16 protein-coding genes, 2 tRNA genes and 1 pseudogene are annotated in these 16,644 nt (G+C 66.2%); 13 read left to right on the top strand and 6 right to left on the bottom strand.

Annotation, left to right across the window (positions count from 1 at the left end):
• Positions 1-126 precede the first annotated feature (126 nt).
• The 5 genes from aspS (at position 127) to V3328_RS17745 (ending at position 6,574) form a co-directional block, all read left to right on the top strand.
• On the top strand, positions 127-1,902 hold the full coding sequence (gene aspS, locus V3328_RS17765; RefSeq protein WP_340331034.1) for an aspartate--tRNA ligase: 1,776 nt from the start codon (positions 127-129) through the stop codon (positions 1,900-1,902).
• Positions 1,903-1,970: 68 nt separating this feature from the next.
• Complete coding sequence (locus tag V3328_RS17760; protein WP_340331033.1) at positions 1,971-4,247, top strand: NADP-dependent malic enzyme; 2,277 nt, start codon at positions 1,971-1,973, stop codon at positions 4,245-4,247.
• A gap of 37 nt (positions 4,248-4,284) precedes the next feature.
• Complete coding sequence (locus V3328_RS17755) at positions 4,285-5,001, top strand: class I SAM-dependent methyltransferase (RefSeq protein ID WP_340331032.1); 717 nt, start codon at positions 4,285-4,287, stop codon at positions 4,999-5,001.
• A gap of 23 nt (positions 5,002-5,024) precedes the next feature.
• Positions 5,025-5,816: a glycosyltransferase family 2 protein gene (locus V3328_RS17750; protein ID WP_340331031.1), complete on the top strand. Its 792-nt coding sequence runs from the start codon at positions 5,025-5,027 to the stop codon at positions 5,814-5,816.
• 92 nt (positions 5,817-5,908) lie between these two features.
• The gene (locus V3328_RS17745; protein ID WP_340331030.1) at positions 5,909-6,574 is read left to right on the top strand and encodes a ceramidase domain-containing protein; all 666 of its coding nucleotides are present in this window, start codon (positions 5,909-5,911) and stop codon (positions 6,572-6,574) included.
• Here the strand turns inward: V3328_RS17745 and V3328_RS17740 are convergent, their stop codons facing one another.
• Entirely contained in the window at positions 6,575-8,002 is a 1,428-nt protein-coding gene (locus tag V3328_RS17740) for a cryptochrome/photolyase family protein (protein WP_340331029.1), read from the bottom strand. It lies immediately after the preceding gene.
• A 96-nt stretch (positions 8,003-8,098) separates the two neighbouring features.
• Positions 8,099-8,506 (bottom strand): hypothetical protein, encoded by a 408-nt coding sequence (locus tag V3328_RS17735; protein WP_340331028.1) that lies wholly within the window; start codon positions 8,504-8,506, stop codon positions 8,099-8,101.
• 244 nt (positions 8,507-8,750) lie between these two features.
• Here V3328_RS17735 and V3328_RS17730 point away from each other — a divergent pair, with 244 nt between their 5' ends.
• Positions 8,751-9,803, top strand: coding sequence for a hypothetical protein (locus V3328_RS17730; RefSeq protein ID WP_340331027.1), 1,053 nt, complete (start codon positions 8,751-8,753; stop codon positions 9,801-9,803).
• A gap of 48 nt (positions 9,804-9,851) precedes the next feature.
• On the opposite strand, the gene V3328_RS17725 is transcribed toward V3328_RS17730, so the two are convergent.
• Together V3328_RS17725 and V3328_RS17720 are read right to left on the bottom strand one after the other, a co-directional pair.
• Complete coding sequence (locus V3328_RS17725) at positions 9,852-10,085, bottom strand: hypothetical protein (protein ID WP_340331026.1); 234 nt, start codon at positions 10,083-10,085, stop codon at positions 9,852-9,854.
• A 233-nt stretch (positions 10,086-10,318) separates the two neighbouring features.
• Positions 10,319-10,777, bottom strand: a complete 459-nt coding sequence (locus V3328_RS17720; protein WP_340331025.1) for a hypothetical protein — start codon at positions 10,775-10,777, stop codon at positions 10,319-10,321.
• A 534-nt stretch (positions 10,778-11,311) separates the two neighbouring features.
• Here V3328_RS17720 and V3328_RS17715 point away from each other — a divergent pair.
• Both V3328_RS17715 and V3328_RS17710 read left to right on the top strand, forming a co-directional pair.
• The gene (locus tag V3328_RS17715) at positions 11,312-11,497 is read left to right on the top strand and encodes a hypothetical protein (protein ID WP_340331024.1); all 186 of its coding nucleotides are present in this window, start codon (positions 11,312-11,314) and stop codon (positions 11,495-11,497) included.
• Between the two features lie 15 nt (positions 11,498-11,512).
• Entirely contained in the window at positions 11,513-12,190 is a 678-nt protein-coding gene (locus tag V3328_RS17710) for a Fic family protein (RefSeq protein ID WP_340331023.1), read from the top strand.
• A 358-nt stretch (positions 12,191-12,548) separates the two neighbouring features.
• Here V3328_RS17710 and V3328_RS17705 read toward each other — a convergent pair.
• Positions 12,549-12,624 (bottom strand) — tRNA-Asn (locus V3328_RS17705).
• 151 nt (positions 12,625-12,775) lie between these two features.
• Between V3328_RS17705 and V3328_RS17700 the strand changes: the two are divergent.
• The 4 genes and pseudogenes from V3328_RS17700 to V3328_RS17685 all read left to right on the top strand — a co-directional run.
• Positions 12,776-13,051, top strand: a pseudogene (locus V3328_RS17700) (hypothetical protein); the annotation flags it as partial.
• 257 nt (positions 13,052-13,308) lie between these two features.
• Positions 13,309-14,331 carry a CDP-glycerol glycerophosphotransferase family protein gene (locus V3328_RS17695; RefSeq protein WP_340331022.1) on the top strand — a complete coding sequence of 341 codons (1,023 nt, stop codon included), beginning with the start codon at positions 13,309-13,311 and terminating at the stop codon, positions 14,329-14,331.
• Entirely contained in the window at positions 14,331-14,750 is a 420-nt protein-coding gene (locus V3328_RS17690; RefSeq protein WP_340331021.1) for an FAD synthase family protein, read from the top strand. The genes V3328_RS17695 and V3328_RS17690 overlap by 1 nt, the downstream gene beginning before the upstream one ends.
• Entirely contained in the window at positions 14,750-15,493 is a 744-nt protein-coding gene (locus tag V3328_RS17685) for an alanine racemase (protein WP_340331020.1), read from the top strand. Before V3328_RS17690 ends, V3328_RS17685 begins: the two co-directional genes overlap by 1 nt.
• A 42-nt stretch (positions 15,494-15,535) precedes the next feature.
• On the opposite strand, the gene V3328_RS17680 is transcribed toward V3328_RS17685, so the two are convergent.
• Positions 15,536-15,609, bottom strand: a tRNA-Cys gene (locus V3328_RS17680).
• Between the two features lie 241 nt (positions 15,610-15,850).
• Between V3328_RS17680 and V3328_RS17675 the strand changes: the two genes are divergently transcribed.
• On the top strand, positions 15,851-16,522 hold the full coding sequence (locus V3328_RS17675) for a protein-L-isoaspartate O-methyltransferase family protein (RefSeq protein WP_340331019.1): 672 nt from the start codon (positions 15,851-15,853) through the stop codon (positions 16,520-16,522).
• The last annotated feature ends 122 nt before the right edge of the window (positions 16,523-16,644 follow it).

Here is a 16,644-nt window from a genome sequence, read left to right as displayed (position 1 = left end):
CGGGGCCTGATCCGCGGGCATGGATCGCGCTGCTCATGCCGACCTATCGCCCACCCGCGGACTTGACATTCCCGGACCCCTATGCGCCTCTCCGCCGCGATTTTCCCCGAAATCCGCGAGGACGAAATGCACGCTTACCGTACCCATTCCTGTGGCGAGCTTCGCGAGGCCGACACTGGCCGGACCGCCCGTCTGTCCGGTTGGGTGCATCGCGTTCGCGACCACGGCGGCGTGCTGTTCATCGACCTGCGCGACCACTACGGCATCACCCAGTGCGTCGCCGATCCCGACTCGCCGGCTTTCGCCGCTGCCGAGCGGCTGCGCGCCGAATCCGTCATCCGGATCGACGGCACCGTGCGCCACCGTCCCGAGGAGACGGTGAACCCCAACCTGCCGACCGGCGCGATCGAGGTCTTCGTAACGGAGATCGAGGTGCTGGGCGCTGCCGCCGAGCTGCCGCTGCCGGTGTTCGGCGAGCCGGAATATCCGGAGGAGACGCGCCTCAGGTACCGCTTCCTGGACCTGCGCCGGGAACGCCTCCACGCCAACATCGTCAAGCGCTCGCGGATCATCACCTCGTTGCGCAGCCGGATGGTCGAGAAGGGCTTCATCGAGTTCCAGACGCCGATCCTGACCGCCTCCAGCCCCGAGGGTGCGCGCGACTACCTGGTGCCGTCCCGCGTCCACCCCGGCAAGTTCTATGCGCTGCCGCAGGCACCGCAGCAGTTCAAGCAGCTCACCATGATCGCCGGCTTCGACCGGTACTTCCAGATCGCGCCCTGCTTCCGCGACGAGGACGCCCGCTCCGACAGGTCGCCCGGCGAGTTCTACCAGCTCGACATCGAGATGAGCTTCGTCACCCAGGACGATGTGTTCGAGGCGGTCGAGCCGGTGCTGCGCGGCGTTTTCGAGGAATTCGGCGGCGACAGGCCGGTGACGAAGGAGTTCCCGCGCATCCCCTATGCGGAGGCGATGCGCAAGTACGGCACCGACAAGCCGGACCTGCGCAATCCGATCGAGATGCAGGAGGCGAGCGAGACGTTCCGCGGGTCGGGCTTCAAGGTCTTCGCCGGGATCCTTGAAAAGGATCCGGCAGCCGAGGTCTGGGCGATCCCCGCAAAGGGCGGCGGCAGCCGCGCCTTCTGCGACCGCATGAACTCCTGGGCGCAGGGCGAGGGCCAGCCGGGGCTCGGCTACATCATGTTCCGGGACGGTGAGGGCGCCGGCCCGATCGCCAAGAACATCGGCCCCGAGCGCACCGGCGCGGTTCGCCGCCAGCTCGGCCTTGCCGACGGCGACGCAGCGTTCTTCGTGGCCGGCAATCCGAAGTCCTTTGTCGACTTCGCCGGGGCCGCGCGCCGCAAGGTCGGCGAAGAACTCGGCCTGATCGACAAGCACCGCTTCGACTTCTGCTGGATCGTTGACTTCCCGATGTTCGAGTGGGACGAGGACGCCAAGAAGGTCGACTTCTCGCACAACCCGTTCTCGATGCCGCAGGGTGGCCTGGAAGCGCTCGAGACGATGGATCCGCTCGAGATCAAGGCGTTCCAGTACGACATCGTCTGCAATGGCATCGAGCTCTCGTCCGGCGCCATCCGGAACCACAAGCCGGACATCATGCGCAAGGCGTTCGCGATCGCCGGCTATGGCGACGACGTTCTGGAGGAGAAATTCGGCGGCATGCTGCGCGCCCTCCAGTACGGCGCCCCGCCGCATGGCGGCATTGCGCCGGGCATCGACCGCATCGTCATGCTGCTGTGCGGCGAGGAGAACTTGCGCGAAGTGGTGATGTTCCCGATGAACCAGCAGGCACAGGACCTGATGATGGGCGCACCCTCGGAGGTCTCCAACCAGCAGCTTCGCGAACTCCACATCCGTCTGGCGCCGCCGCCGAAGGGGTGACGCCAGTTCGCTGTATTCCGCCGGACATGGTTGCGGTTTAATCGGGCGAACGGAAGCGGGAGGAAACCTTGGCCGATCTGTCCGATGAACTGCGCAGCGGGGCGCTCGTCTATCATCGGCTGCCGCGTCCGGGCAAACTCGAGATCCGCGCGACCAAGCCGCTCGGCAACAACCGGGACCTGGCGCTCGCTTACTCGCCGGGCGTCGCCGCGGCCTGCGAGGCGATCGAACTCGATCCCTCCGAGGCCGCCAACCTGACGGCGCGTCAGAATCTCGTGGCCGTCATATCGAACGGAACCGCAGTCCTCGGTTTGGGTGCGATCGGCCCGCTCGCCTCCAAGCCTGTCATGGAGGGCAAGGCGGTCCTGTTCAAGAAATTCGCCGGTATCGACGTCTTCGACATCGAGATCGACGCATCCAGCGTCGAGCGCATGGTCGACGTCATTTCCGCGCTGGAGCCGACCTTCGGCGGCATCAACCTGGAGGACATCCGGGCGCCGGAGTGCTTCGAGGTCGAGGCGCGGCTGCGCGAGAGGATGAACATCCCCGTCTTCCACGACGACCAGCACGGCACCGCGATCATTGTGTCGGCGGCCGTCCGCAACGCCCTGAAGCTCGCCGGCAAGAAGCCGGGGGAGGTCAAGGTGGTGACCTCGGGCGCCGGCGCCGCGGCGCTCGCCTGCCTCAACCTTCTCGTCGAGACCGGCGTGCGGCGCGAGAACATCTGGGTCTGCGACATCGACGGCGTGGTCTACTCCGGCCGGCAGACCAACATGGATCCCTGGAAGGCGAAATTTGCACAGGAGACGGAGGCTCGGACACTGGCCGACGTGATCGCCGGCGCCGACATCTTCCTGGGGCTGTCGGTCGGCGGCGTTCTGAAGCCGGAGATGGTCGTGCAGATGGCGGAGAAGCCGCTGATCATGGCGCTCGCCAATCCGGTTCCCGAGATCATGCCGGAAGCCGCTCTGGAGGCGCGCCCGGACGCCATGATGTGCACAGGCCGATCCGACTACCCCAACCAGGTCAACAACGTCCTGTGCTTTCCGTTCATCTTCCGCGGCGCGCTCGACGTCGGCGCAACGGACATCAACGAGGCGATGAAGCTCGCCGCCGCCACCGCGATCGCCGATCTGGCGCACGAGCCGTCCTCGGACGTCGCCGCCCGGGCGGTGGGCGGCGAGGCTCGCCTGTTCGGCGCCGACAACCTGATTCCCAACCCCTTCGATCCGCGACTGATCCTGCGCATCGCGCCCGCGGTCGCGCGCGCCGCGATGGAGACCGGCGTCGCCGCGCGACCGATCGACGATTTCGACGCGTACGACGAGCGGCTCAACCGGTTCGTGTTCCGCTCCGGCTTCGTCATGAAGCCGATCTTCGCCATGGCCAAGGACGCCCCCAAACGGGTGATTTATGCCGAGGGCGAGGACGAACGAATCCTCCGCGCCGCCCAGGTCTCGCTGGAGGAGGGCATCGGCCAGCCGATTCTTGTCGGCCGGCCGGGCGTGGTGGAGACTAGGCTCGCCCGCTACGGCCTGTCGATCCGACCGGGCGTCGACTTCGAGATCATCAATCCGGAAGACGACCCGCGCTACCGCGACTATGTCGAGACCCTGCTCGACCTGACCGGCCGCAAGGGCGTCACCCCCGATCTTGCCCGCACCCACGTACGCACCAACGCCACCGTGATCGCGGCTTTGGCGCTACATCGCGGCGAGGCGGACGCGATGGTCTGCGGCGTCGAGGGGCGCTACGAGAGCCACCTGCACTGGGTCCGCGACATCATCGGGACGGCTCCGGGCGTCCAGGACTATTCGGCGCTCAGCCTGCTCATCCTGCCGCGCGGCGCCTACTTCATCGCCGACACCTACGTGACCTACGATCCGACCGCCGAGGAGATCGCCAACACTGTCCGGCTCGCTGCCGCCCATATCGGCCGCTTCGGGATCGAGCCGAAGTTCGCGCTGCTGTCGCATTCCAATTTCGGCAGCGCCGACACGCCGAACGCCCTGAAGATGCGCCACGCGCTCCGGATTCTTGAGGAAAGCGACCCGGAGATCATGGTCGAGGGCGAGATGCACGGCGACGTCGCACTGGACGAGGCGCTGCGCAACCGGGTTTTCCCGCGCTCCCGGCTGAAGGGGGAGGCCAACGTCTTCATCATGCCCAGCCTTCCCGCCGCCAATATTGCCTATCAGCTTCTGAAGGGCCTTGCCGACGCACTGCCGGTCGGGCCGATCTTGATCGGCGGCGCAAAACCGGCGCATATCCTCACGCCGTCGGTCACCGCGCGTGGCGTCGTCAACATGACGGCAATCGCCGTCGCCGAGGCGCAACAGGCCTGACCCGCTGCATCCGCAGCCGCTCGAGGAGAATCTTGGTTTGAATATTCGCGTTGCCGGCCAGTATGTCAGGGCCTGGCTCAAGGACTGGCGCCAGTTCGGCCACCGGCAGCTCGCACGGGACTGCCCGATCTGCGGCTACCACGGGCTGTTCGTCGCCGCAGGCCATCCGCCGCGCTGGAATGCCCGCTGTCCCAACTGCGACAGCCGCGAGCGGCACCGGCTGGCCTGTCTCTACTACGACCAGGCCGGCATCGGGCCCGGCAAGGGGCTGAAGATCCTGCATTTCGCGCCCGAGGACTTCTTCCTGAACCGGATGCGGGGCGACCCGGACTACATCGCCACCGATCCGAAAATGCCCGGCGTCGAGCGCCGCGAGGACATGACGGCGCTGTCCTTCGAACCGGGCACGTTCGACATCGCCATCGCGCATCACGTGCTCGAACACATCCCGGACGACCGCAAGGCGATGTCGGAACTGTTCCGCGTCCTGAAGCCCGGCGGCAGTGCGATCCTGTCGGTGCCGCAGAACTTTTCCCGCATCGACACCTGGGAGGACGACGCGATCACCGGCGAGAAGGCCAGGGTGGCCGCCTTCGGCGCCCGCGACCACAAGCGCTTCTACGGCCGCGACTTCGAGAAGCGGCTGGCGCAGGCCGGCTTCGAGGTCGACGTGTTCCGGATGCCGCCGGCCGACGAGGTCAGGTACGGCCTGCTGCGCGACGAGGCGATCTACATCGCCCGCCGCCCGCAATAGGAGAGGGCGCTCGTCCGTTCCACATGGCCGTGACGCGTCAAAGCCCCGTTCCGCTGTCCTGCTTCATCATCGCGATGAACGAGGCCGACAGGATCGCCCCGGTCATCGAGAGCGTCAGGGGCTGGGTAGACGAGATCGTCGTGATCGATTCCGGCTCGACCGACGGAACGCAGGCGATCGCGGAGAAGCTCGGCGCGCGCGTGATCCATCACGACTGGCCCGGCTACGGACCGCAGAAGCGCTACGGTGAGGAGCAGTGCCGGCACGACTGGCTGCTGAACCTCGATGCCGACGAGGTCCTATCCGACGACCTGTGCCGCGAGATCATCTCGCTGTTCGACGGCGGCGCGCCGCCGCATCCGTTCTACCGGTTCCGCATCGAGCTGGTCTATCCGGGCGATACGCGGCCGCGTCTCTGGGCCGACTACCACAACTATGTCCGCCTGTACGACCGCCGCGCCGGCCGGTTCGCCGAAAGCCTGGTGCACGATACGGTGCAGACGGGGCATGTCGGGCCCGTCCAGCTTCGCGGGTCGGCATGGCACTATTCGTACCGCTCGTTCAGCTATCTTGTCGAAAAGCTGAATTCCTACGGTGACCTTCAGGCGAAGAGCATCCGCAAGCAGAGCCGGCTGGCGCTGACCCTGCGCCTGCCGTTCGAGTTCCCGTTCGCCTTCTTCAAGTACTACGTCGTGCGCCGCCACTTCACCGGCGGTCGCAAGGGCTTCACCTTCGCGATGATAAACTCGTTCTTCCGGTTCCTGCGCGTCGCCAAGCTGCTGGAAGCGTCGGGAAATCGGGCCGGCCGCGACTGACCGCGCCGTCTGCGGCCGCGCCCCGGCTTCGTGCGCCGGGAAATTCGGGATAGAGTCCTCCGGTATCGGTCCGCAGCAGGGATTTGCGACGCATGGATGGTAGCTGGACGAGCGCGATCGACATCTACTGCGAGCGTCTCGGCCCCGGCTTCTGGGCCGAGCCGGTCAACGCGATCAGCAACCTTGCGTTCCTGCTCGCTGCCGCCGCGGCGTTCGTCCGCTGGCGCAGGAGGGCCCACGCCGACTGGCCGGCGCTGGTGCTGATCGGCGTCCTGACGGCCATCGGCATCGGGTCGTTCCTGTTCCACACCTACGCCAACCGCTGGTCCGTGCTGGCCGACGTCATCCCCATCTCGATCTTCATCTACGTCTACTTCTTCTTCGCCATGCGGCGCTTCTTCGGCTTGTCCGTGTGGGCTGCGCTTGCCGTCACGGTCGCCTTCCTCGTCGCCTCCTTTGCGATCGATGCGGTGCTGCCGAGAGGCTTTCTCAACGGATCGGGAAGCTACCTTCCGGCCGTCGCGGCGATCCTGGTGGTCGGCGTGCTGCTGCTGGGACGCTGGCCGTCGCTGGCGCGCACCGTCCTGCTCGGCGGCGGGATCCTGGTCGTGTCGATCACCGCCCGCAGCATCGACATGGCGGTATGCGCATCGTTTCCGCTGGGTACGCACTTTGTCTGGCACGTGTTGAACGGGGTCACGCTCTACGTGCTGCTCGTCGCCCTGATGGCCTCGCGCACCGGCCGTCCGGCACTTTAGTCAGCCCGGCAGATCCTTGAAGGCTGACAGCGCACGCCGGCGCGTCTCGCCGAGATCGGCGATCGGCTGCGGATAGTCGCCTCCGGAACCGGACGCCCCGGCCTTCCACGGCTTGTGGATCATCCTGTCGGGAACACCTTCGAGCTCGGGCACCCAGGTGCGGACGTATCTGCCCTCGGGATCGAACTTCTCGCCCTGCAGCACCGGATTGAAGATCCGGAAGTAGGGCGCCGCATCGGCGCCGGAGCCCGCCACCCACTGCCAGCTCGCAGGATTGTTGGCCGCGTCGGCGTCGACCAGCGTGTCCCAGAACCATGCTTCGCCCTCCCGCCAGTCGATCATCAGGTTCTTGATCAGGAAGGACGCCGCGACCATCCGCACCCGGTTGTGCATCCAGCCGCTGTGCCAGAGCTGCCGCATGCCTGCATCGACCATCGGGATGCCGGTGCGGCCGCGCTGCCAGGCCTCCAGCGACGTCCTGTCGTCGCGCCAGGCAAACGCGTCGAACTTCTTCTGGAAATTGACGGAGGCGAGGTCGGGGTTGTGAAACAGCAGGTGCCACGAGAATTCCCGCCAGCCGAGTTCCGTCAGGAACTTCTCGGCATCGTTCCCGGGCTCGCCGGACCGGACGGCGTGCCAGACCTGGAAGGGACTGATCTCGCCGAAGCGGAGGTGCGGCGACAGCATCGAGGTGGCGTGGCAGTCGGGGCGGTCGCGGTTGGCGGCATAACCCTCCAGTCCGCCGTCGAGAAAATCTTCGAGGCGGTCGCGCGCGCCTTCTTCGCCGGGCCTCCAGGTCTCGGCCAGCCCGCCCGACCAGTCCGGACGCGTGGGCCGGAGTTTCCAGTCGGCGAGCACGTCCGTGTCGAGCGGGAAGGCACGCCGGTTCCTGATGTCCGGGGCGCCGAGCGGCTTTCTCGGCTCGCCCTGGTCGAGCGCGGCCTTCCAGAATGGCGAGAAGACCCGGTAGTGCGGACCGGAGGCGGGCCGGAGCGTCCACGGCTCGTGGAGAAGAGTGGCCGCAAACGTCTCTACCGCGCAGCCGTGTTCCGTCAGCGTCGTCTCCACGTCGCGATCGATAGCCGCCTCGGCGCTGCCGTAGCGTCGGTTCCAGTAGACGGCGCCGGCATTCGCGGCAATCGCCGCCGCCGGCACGACCTCCCGCGATCTTCCGCGTCGCAGAACAAGCGGCACGCCAAGCGCAGCGAGGGCATCGCCCAGCCTTTCCAGCGAGCCGTGCAGCCACCAGCGGCTCGCAGCGCCGAGCGGTCGGATACCGTCGCTTTCGTCGTCGAGGACATACAGGGCCACCACCGCCCCGTCGCGGAGGGTCGCGGCGTGGAGTGCCGGATTGTCGCGGATCCGCAGATCGTCGCGCAGCCAGACGAGCGTCGTCTCTTTCTGGCCTGGTTTTCCTGCGGAGATCATGGCCGAGGCGGGTGGTCGGTCGCGGGAGGGGCGCTCATGCCGCATTCTACGCGATCGGCGCTTTCGCGGATCGCCGGCTCCCGCCGTTTTTCGGGTTCAGTTCGTCTGGAGTTCCTGCGGCTTGATGACCGGCATCGAGCCGGCGTTCGGTTCCGGCGGCTCCACGTCGATTTCACCGTCGCCGCTCGGGGGCGGTGCGATGACGTCCTCGCAGTCGTCGACGATTGCAGGCGTCTCCGGCTCGCCCACCTCGTCCGACGGTTCGAACGCCCCCGGATTGCAGGGATACATCTGTTCGGGAATGCGGGTCTCGGGCGGATCGGTGATGCTGGGCACGCCCGGAACCTCCGGAACCTCGAGTCGCGGGTCCGGTGCACCCGTGCCGACGCCGTCCTGCTGCGCCATCAGAAGGGTTGCTCCAGCCGTCTGGCTGACCGCCGCCGTGCCGTGGGTCAGCATCATGGCTCCTGCGATCACCCCGGTAACGACATGCTTGCGATACATCAGCCTTGCTCCTCGGTTGGTTCCCATTGTCGACGTTTGAGACGCCGGCTGGTTCCAAATTCCCTAAGGTAAGGCTATCAGCAGGCGCGGAACGGACCGGATCGCGGCATCGGCCCTTCTGCGGGGCAAACGATACTTTCTGGCGCGCGGGGATAATGCAGATGCAACGCGACGAGCGGCGACTGATTGAAGCTATGGGGGCGGTTTCGGGTGATCGACACTATTTTCGACAGGACGAGCCCGCGTGAGCGGTCATTTTTCCGAGGCCGCGGGTCCGGCAGCGCCGAAGGTGCTGCTTATCGGCTTCTCGAACACCGCCATGCCGACCGGCTACGCCACGGTGCTCAAGTACGACTTTGCTCGCGAATGTCCCGGCGGCGAGATCGTCCGGGTCGGTCTCGGCGCGCTGCAGCCCTTCGCTATTCCTCCCTTCGTGCGACTTGCCGACCGCCAGCACGGCCCCTTCAGCCACGTTCTGTTCGAGGTCAACACATCGGCCTTCGCCATCCATCCCTACCGCACCGAAGCGATTGCCCGGGAACTGCTGGCGGACATGGTGCTCACCACGCGAGAGATCGGCGCCGGCCCTGCCTTCCTGGTGCTCTACCGCGATTTCGGGGGAAAGGTCGTGGTCGACTTCAACGCCATCACGCGGGCCTTCTGCGCAGAGTACGGGATCCCGGTGCTCGACCTCGCCGAGGGACTGATCGCCGAGGTGGGTGAGCATTTTGTTCGGTCGCTTGTCCGCGACGGCGTTCATACCACGACGCACGGAACGCGTTTCCAGGCCGAGCGGGCACTGCCTTTCCTGCTGGAGTTCGTGAACGCGCCCTTGCGCCCGGGTGCATCGCCTGCCGGTAAGCCCGTCCGTCGCAGGTTCCTCGACTTGGCCGATCTGCTGCCGGAACTGCGGCATGAGCGCGTTTCGCTGAGCAATCTGGAACTGGATCTGGTGCTGCTGGGCGACGGACAGACGGCATCCCTCGACCTGGGTCGGGAGCGGCTCCTGGAAGGGATCGTCCATCTCTATCATCTTGGCGGCGGCCGCGCCGACATCCGGCTGGACGACCGGGAAGCGGCGACGGTGCTCACCTCCATCGACCGGTTCAGCTACTACACCCGCATCGGGGTCCAGGGCTTCAACGCGTTTCGTGGTGAGCGGGCCAGCAAAGTGCGCATCGATGGCGTACGCGCCGCGCGCGACGTGGCGCTCGACCGGACGCCCAGAGACGGAGAGGCAAGCCCTTCGGTCCGGCAAAGGCTCGGTCCGCTGCTGATTGCCGAACGCGACGACTGAGCGGACTGGGGGTGGGAGGTACGTCGACCGGCCGCTGCCGGCGCGCCACTACGACTCCGGAACGTCCTCCCCGAGCATCTTCCTGGCGGCCTGCCGCATGTGTCGGCCGAACCGCTTCGCCATCTTGGCAGGCACATGAACCCGCACCGGCTCGGCGTTCTTTCCGTCCGTGCTGACGGTGAACGTCACGGTCAGCCCGTCGCCTTCCTCGGTCATTGCCACCTGCTGCACGACGGGGGCGGTGGCCGTCCCGCTTCCCTGGGGATTGTTGTCTTCCGGCACGAACGATCTCCTGTATCTGATAGTCGAACGCCTCAGATGACCGCCTGCGGCAGCGGTAGTGGCAACGGGCCGTCGCCTGACCCTCGGGTTGGACCCTGGCTTGCGAAACCCTGCATCGTCGACAGCCTATGTCGTCTGTGCCCGTGTCCTTATCAAGGCGGGACGGTGTCCTTGTCGGGCGCGAACGCGACGTGCCGCGGCGCCGTGCGGACCCCGGCGCCGTGACGGAGGCGTCACGGCACTATGAACGTGAATCCGACCCGGTCGGACGGGTTCGGATAGGATCCGTCGCGCAGGTCCAGTTCATAGGTCCGCACCTGAAACCACTTGTATATGTCGGGACAGTTCACCGCGAGCCCTGCCCATTGGGCCATCACGTCTGCTCCATCCGATTCGAACCAGTCGACGGACACGCTTGCGATAAATTTGGATGTGTCGAGGTTGCGGGTGGGTTTGATGCAGTAGATGCCGGGATGAGGGCTCGTCACCTTGTCCACCCCCTTGCTGCGCAACACGCCTCCGACGGGGGAATAGTACAGGGCGATCCGGGCGTGCCGGACGTTCGCACGCTCGCCACGGTCCTGGCGGGCCGGAACGTCGATCTGACGCCCCTTGTCCTTGGCGATGCCCGGCGCGGAAAACAGCAGCAACGCCGCAGCCGCCGCCAGTCCGATCAGTCCATTCCAGCTCATGATCTTCCCTTCGGTCCTAAGCTTTCAGACGAATTGCACCGGAACGGCGACACCGCTGCTCGTCGATCGTGCCCCTCATGCCGTTCCTTCACTATCGATCCACCGGACGGCCCGCCGGGCCGGATGACGCGACGTCCCCGGCCGACACACCCGTCCCGGGGCGGTGTCTGCAGTCTGCCGCCCGCGGACCGGGCCCGGACCCTAGCTTCCGTAGGGTCCGGATGGCAACCGGGGGACGGGAACAGAAATCTCTACGATGATCAGATCACCGGTCCGGGACCAGCGCCCGCCGCCCCGCCATTTTGCGCGTGGGTTTGGGGGGTAGGCGTTGGCATTTGAGCGGTGCGGCTGCTCGCAAAGTGGCGATTCGGCCCTATGTATCTGGTTGCCAGTTTGTGGGTCGGGCGAACGCCCTCTGCGTTTACGGCGATTTTCAAAACATTTTGACTGGTTCGTAAAAACGCGGGTAAGGAATGGGGAAGTACCGTAAGCGACATGGTCTACAGTGCTCATTCAGAATGGGGAGGTAGCCGAATGGCAAGCGCACTCAACACACTGATCGAAGCTGCCAAGAAAGTGCATGCGACCTCCGAACAGCGCGAGGAACAGCGTCGCAGTTTCGCGTATGGCAATACCGGTATTGAGAATTCCCGGATAACGCGGGCGATGGTCGATGAGCAAGCGGAGCTTCTAGCAAGGATCGACTCGCAATCGAAGTAGCGTCGATCCATCTCCATGGCCGAGGACGACTCAAAAGAGCAACGTCACAGCCTAGCGCTGGATGCAGAATTAGTCACCGATCCGCAAGCGAAAGCGGAGGCGGAGGCCAGAAATGGCCTTCGCCAGTTCGATATTGCAGAGCAAATAGCGCAGCAAGCGATAGAGCGCGGCCGATTTCGCCTCCGGCTATCGGCCCTTCTGGCGCTACACCGGGCTGCTCTGCGAGACATTAGTGCATATGCCGGCAACTTTCGACCCGCAGGTGTCGAAATCGAGGGAAGCAAGCACCAACCTCCAGGTGCGCACCTCGTGCCCGAACTTGTGGAAGAGATGTGCGACTACGTCAACGAGCAATGGGATACAACTTCCGCCTTACATCTTTCTGCATATGTGATGTGGCGATTGAATTGGATACATCCATTTGCAGATGGAAATGGACGAACATCGAGGGCTCTTTCTTACGTCGTGCTTTGTGTAAGGTTGGGATACTTACTGCCGGGATCTCCAACTATCCCGGAGCAAATAGTTCAAGACCGGAGTCCATATTTTGAGGCACTCGATGCCGCGGACGCCGCTTATGCCGAAGGGAAAATCGACGTTTCGGCAATGGAAGAAATGCTATCGGGCATGCTGGCCGAGCAGCTGAAGAGCATCTATGAGCAGGCCGGTGGCCAAATCGAGGATGAGCAGTAGGCGTTTCTCCTCTATTCGGCTAGGGACGGTCTCGGATGACCTCAGCAATTGCTGGATCGACCGGTTTACGGAATGACATCAAACTGTCGGGTGCGCGATACCTAGGCTCGACCTTGGGTCCGGTGACGTCGCCGTTCGATGGTGACGGGATAACACCATAACTCTTGCTGAGGGTATTTCTCGGCGCGCCCGGAACGGAACGCCACCATCTTCCGCAAGGACTCTGGCGAGTTCTCAGCCTCGGCGGCAAAAATGAAGCCGATACCGAAACCCTATGATGAGAGCCTTCGTCACCGACGATGCGTTGCCCTCGAAAGAAAAAGGCCTCGGCGATTTCTCGCCAAGGCCTTGAAACTGTTGGCTCCCCGGGCCGGACTCGAACCAGCGACCCAGCGGTTAACAGCCGCTTGCTCTACCAACTGAGCTACCGGGGATCAGGCGACGCTCAGGCGTCACGCGATGCGCTATAGCAAACCTTGGTGCGGATGCAAAGGTGCATCGGTGCAAGATGCACATGTGATGCCGGAGCCGGTGGTGCGGGCGGCGATTGCTGGATTTGCGGCGGCGGTCGTATATGTCGGTCGCATGCAGCAGGAATCGCCCGGGCCCGCACCGGAAGGGCCGGCCAGTGTGCCGGCATACGTGAATGTCGCCGGACGGCGGTTCCGGGTTCCCGGATCCCGCCGCGCCAGGGTGGCGGCCGGCACGCTGTGCGTGGCGGGCGGACTGCTCGGGTTCCTGCCCGTGCTCGGCTTCTGGATGATTCCGCTGGGACTGCTGATCCTGTCGGTCGACCTGCCGGCGGTGCGGCGCCTGCGCCGGCGCCTCGAGGTATGGATCGGCCGCAGGTTCGGCGCCCGGCGGGGCGGCCCGGCGAGTGGCGCGGCTTCGGCCCGGGCGGCGGCCGCGCCGACTGCTGCCGACGACGACGCCGCGCGACCCGATCCGGGATGATGCCGCCGGTGCTCACCGCCGGCAAAAGCACGTCTCCCGGGCGGACGCACTCGCCTGCCATCCGGTGCCGGCGGCCTGCCGGCGGGGCCTGGCCGTCCATTGCAAAACCTGCGAGGGCATTGAAGACTGGACGGGGGCGGAGCGCGATTCCATCGGGGGTTGGTGTGCAGGAGGGCGGCGACAACATCGCCATCATACTGGTCTATGACTGGCACAAGACGATGCTGGTGCCGTTGCAGACCATTCTGGGATCGCGCGGCCATTCGACCGAACTGCTGCGCCTTGAGGACGTTCGCGCCGGTCGCCGGCCCGTCCGGGTTCCGGACCTGCTGATCACCGCCGATGCGGGCGCCGCGCGCTACCTGAACGAGACCTTTCCGGGCATCCCGCTGCTGCACGTCGGACACGGGTTGATCAGCAAGAACCAGCCCGGCCTGCACTATGGCCTCGTCGATTACATCTGCGTGGCGGGAGAGGAGACGGCGGCCCGTCTGACGGCCCGCGGCCACACGCCGCGCAGACGGTTCTTCGCCACCGGCCTGATCCAGTCCGACCCGTTGTTTCGGGGCGACGCCGAGCCGGTGCGGATTGCAGGTTGCGCGACCAACGTCGTCTACGCGCCGACGTGGAATCCCGCGCTCAGTTCCGCCGCCATGCTCGGCCCCCGGCTGGTGGAGAACATCCGCGGGGCTGACACCGGTATCGGCATCGGCATCAAGCCGCACCCGCATATCGCCGTTGCGCAGCCCGAACTGATCGATCTGTGGGCGCAACTTGCCGCCGGTCATCCCAATGTGGTCCTCCACGATCACGACGACGACCTGATGCCGATCCTTCTCGGCGCCGATCTGCTGGTGTCCGACGTGTCGAGCGCGGTGTTCCACTTCCTCGCGCTCGACCGGCCGATCGTCCTGGTGGACAATCCGGATCGGATCGCTCACCCGCAGGCCTATGATCCGGACGGCATCGAGTGGACCTGGCGCGACATCGGCCGGCGGGTCGACAGCGCCGAGGCGCTGGCCGATGCGGTGCTGGCGGAACTGGCCGACCCGGAGGTGCGGCGGCCCGTGCGCCTGGCCCGGAAGGCGCAGCTGTTCGGCACCCTGACCGACGGTCGCGCCCGCGACCGGGTGGCCGATGCGGTCGACGAGATCCTCGCCTTCGAGCGCCGCTGCGGGACGGGCTGATGGCGGGGCAGTCGATCTATGCCAAGGTTGTCGGCGACATCCTGCACGCCGGCCACGTCCGCTTCTTTCGGGCCGCTCGCGAACTCGGCTCGCACCTGACGGTCTGCGTGGTCGGCGACGAGCGGGTGGCCGCCTACAAGGGGCGCCCGCCGCTGCAGACGCAGGCCGAGCGGATGGAGGTGATCGGGGCGTGCCGATGGGTCGACGCGGTCATCGGCGACGGCCCGAAGGTCATCGACCGCGCCTTCATGGCCCGCCACGGATTCGACGTCTACGCCTTCGGCGCCTCCGATGAACGCGAACTGGCGGTGAAGCTGGCCGATTGCGCCGACCTGCCCGAGCACATGCGCGTGCGCATTGCCTACACGCCGGGCGTTTCCTCGTCCGCGCTGTGGCGACGGATCGCGGGCTCGCGCTGATGGAGTGGCGGGCAGGGCTCGTGGAGCGGCACCGATCGTTCATGGCGCGCCCGGTCATCCGGCAGTTCCAGCGCGACGGCGGCAAGGTGTTCCTGGCCACCGAAGGCCGCTGCGCCGCAACGATTGCCGCGCTGATCGGTGCGGGCCATCGCTGCTTTGCAGAGAAGTACGTGCAGGAGGTCGCCGGAAAATGGCCGGGCCTGCGCGGGCTTGCCCCGGACCTGAGGCTGCACGGCTTCGGCAGGCTGCAGACCAACAAGATCGGACGGGCCTGCGAGGTCTTCGATCTGCTCGAGGGGGTCGGCCGCGACGCCGAGATCGCGGTCCTGCGGAGGCTCGTCGCCGCCGGCCGCAGCGTTCCGCCTGTCTGCATCCAGATCAACTGCGGCGGCGAACCGCAGAAGGGCGGGTTCGCCTTCGCCGATGCCGATCGCGCCCTGGACGCCATGCGCGAGGCCGGGCTCGCGGTCGTCGGAGCGATGGCGATCCCGCCAGTCGACGAGGATCCGGCGCCCCATTTCAGGGCACTGCGGGCGTTCGCCGACCGCCACCGGCTGCGTGAATGCGTCATGGGGATGAGCCGCGACCACGAGGTCGCGATCGATCTCGGCGCCACCTGCATCCGCATCGGCCGCGCCATCCTGGCCGGCGCGATGACCGAGGGAGGGCCGGGGCGCACCCGCGATCCCCGCCGCGGATTCCACGAGGCGGCGGGCAGGGGGCCGGGAAGCGCCAGCCTCTGACTTGCCGTCGGGGCCGCCCGGGCCGGATGCATGTGTGAGATTTGGAGGCCACGCCCGGAATCGAACCGGGGTATACGGATTTGCAGTCCGCTGCGTCACCACTCCGCCACGTGGCCTTCGGGTCGCGATACTTATTTGCGGCCCGGTGGATTGGCAAGCCTGAACTTGCCGTTGCCCCGGCTGGCGTGGCGCCCGGCGTGGCGGCATCTGGTGCCGGAGGGTGCCGCAGCGTATCTTGTCTTTCGGGACGTTTGATATAGCGTGCCGGCGGATGCCGGACGGGCGCGACGGCGTGCCCGGCCGCACGACGACGCATCCGAAGAGTATCCAGGCCGCAACGCAAGCCTAAGGTGGGGCATGATTGATTTCGCTCTGGCACGTCGCAACATGGTCGAATCGCAGATCCGCACCAACGACGTCACCGACCGCGCGCTCGTCGCGGCGTTTCTCGAGATCCCGCGCGAACGCTTCGTCCCCGCGGCGATGCGCGATCTCGCCTACATCGACGAGGACATCACGGTGAAGGAGGGCGACCGGCCCGGCGAGAGGCGATTCCTGATGGAGCCGATGCCGTTCGCCCGCCTTGTGCAGCTCGCCGCGATACAGCCGGGCGATCTGGTCCTGGATGTCGGCTGCGGCACCGGTTACTCCACGGCGGTCCTCGCCCGCGTCGCCGAATCGGTGGTCGGCCTGGAGAGCGACCCGGATCTCGCCGAGAAGGCGGAACGGCAACTGGTCGATCTGGGCATCGGCAACGCGGCCGTGGTGACCGGCGACTTGGTCGAGGGATATGCCAGCCAGGGCCCCTACGACGTGATCGTCATGGAGGGCGCGGTCGAGCGGATTCCCGACGCGCTGTTCGCCCAGCTTCGCGACGGCGGACGACTTGTCGCACCCGTCGTCCACGGTCCCGTCGGCAAGGCGACCCTGTTCACCTCGATCGGCGGCGACATCAGTTCGCGCATTGCATTCGACGTCAATGTCGGCCGTCTCCCGGGCTTCGAGAGGACGCCGGAGTTCGTCTTCTGACCACCTTTTCGGGGTGGTTACTGTGTCCTTAATGCGGCACTATGCGGCAAATGCCGCTAGGGCCGGGTCACCGGCCTTCAGTTGATGTGATTCAGCGGCTAGTGTTCCGCCAACTCGCCAGC

This window comes from Microbaculum marinum, assembly GCF_037855135.1.
GTDB lineage: Bacteria > Pseudomonadota > Alphaproteobacteria > Rhizobiales > Tepidamorphaceae > Microbaculum > Microbaculum marinum.
The sequence above is the reverse complement of the archived record's forward strand: the minus strand, read 5'-3'. Positions and strand labels throughout refer to the sequence as shown.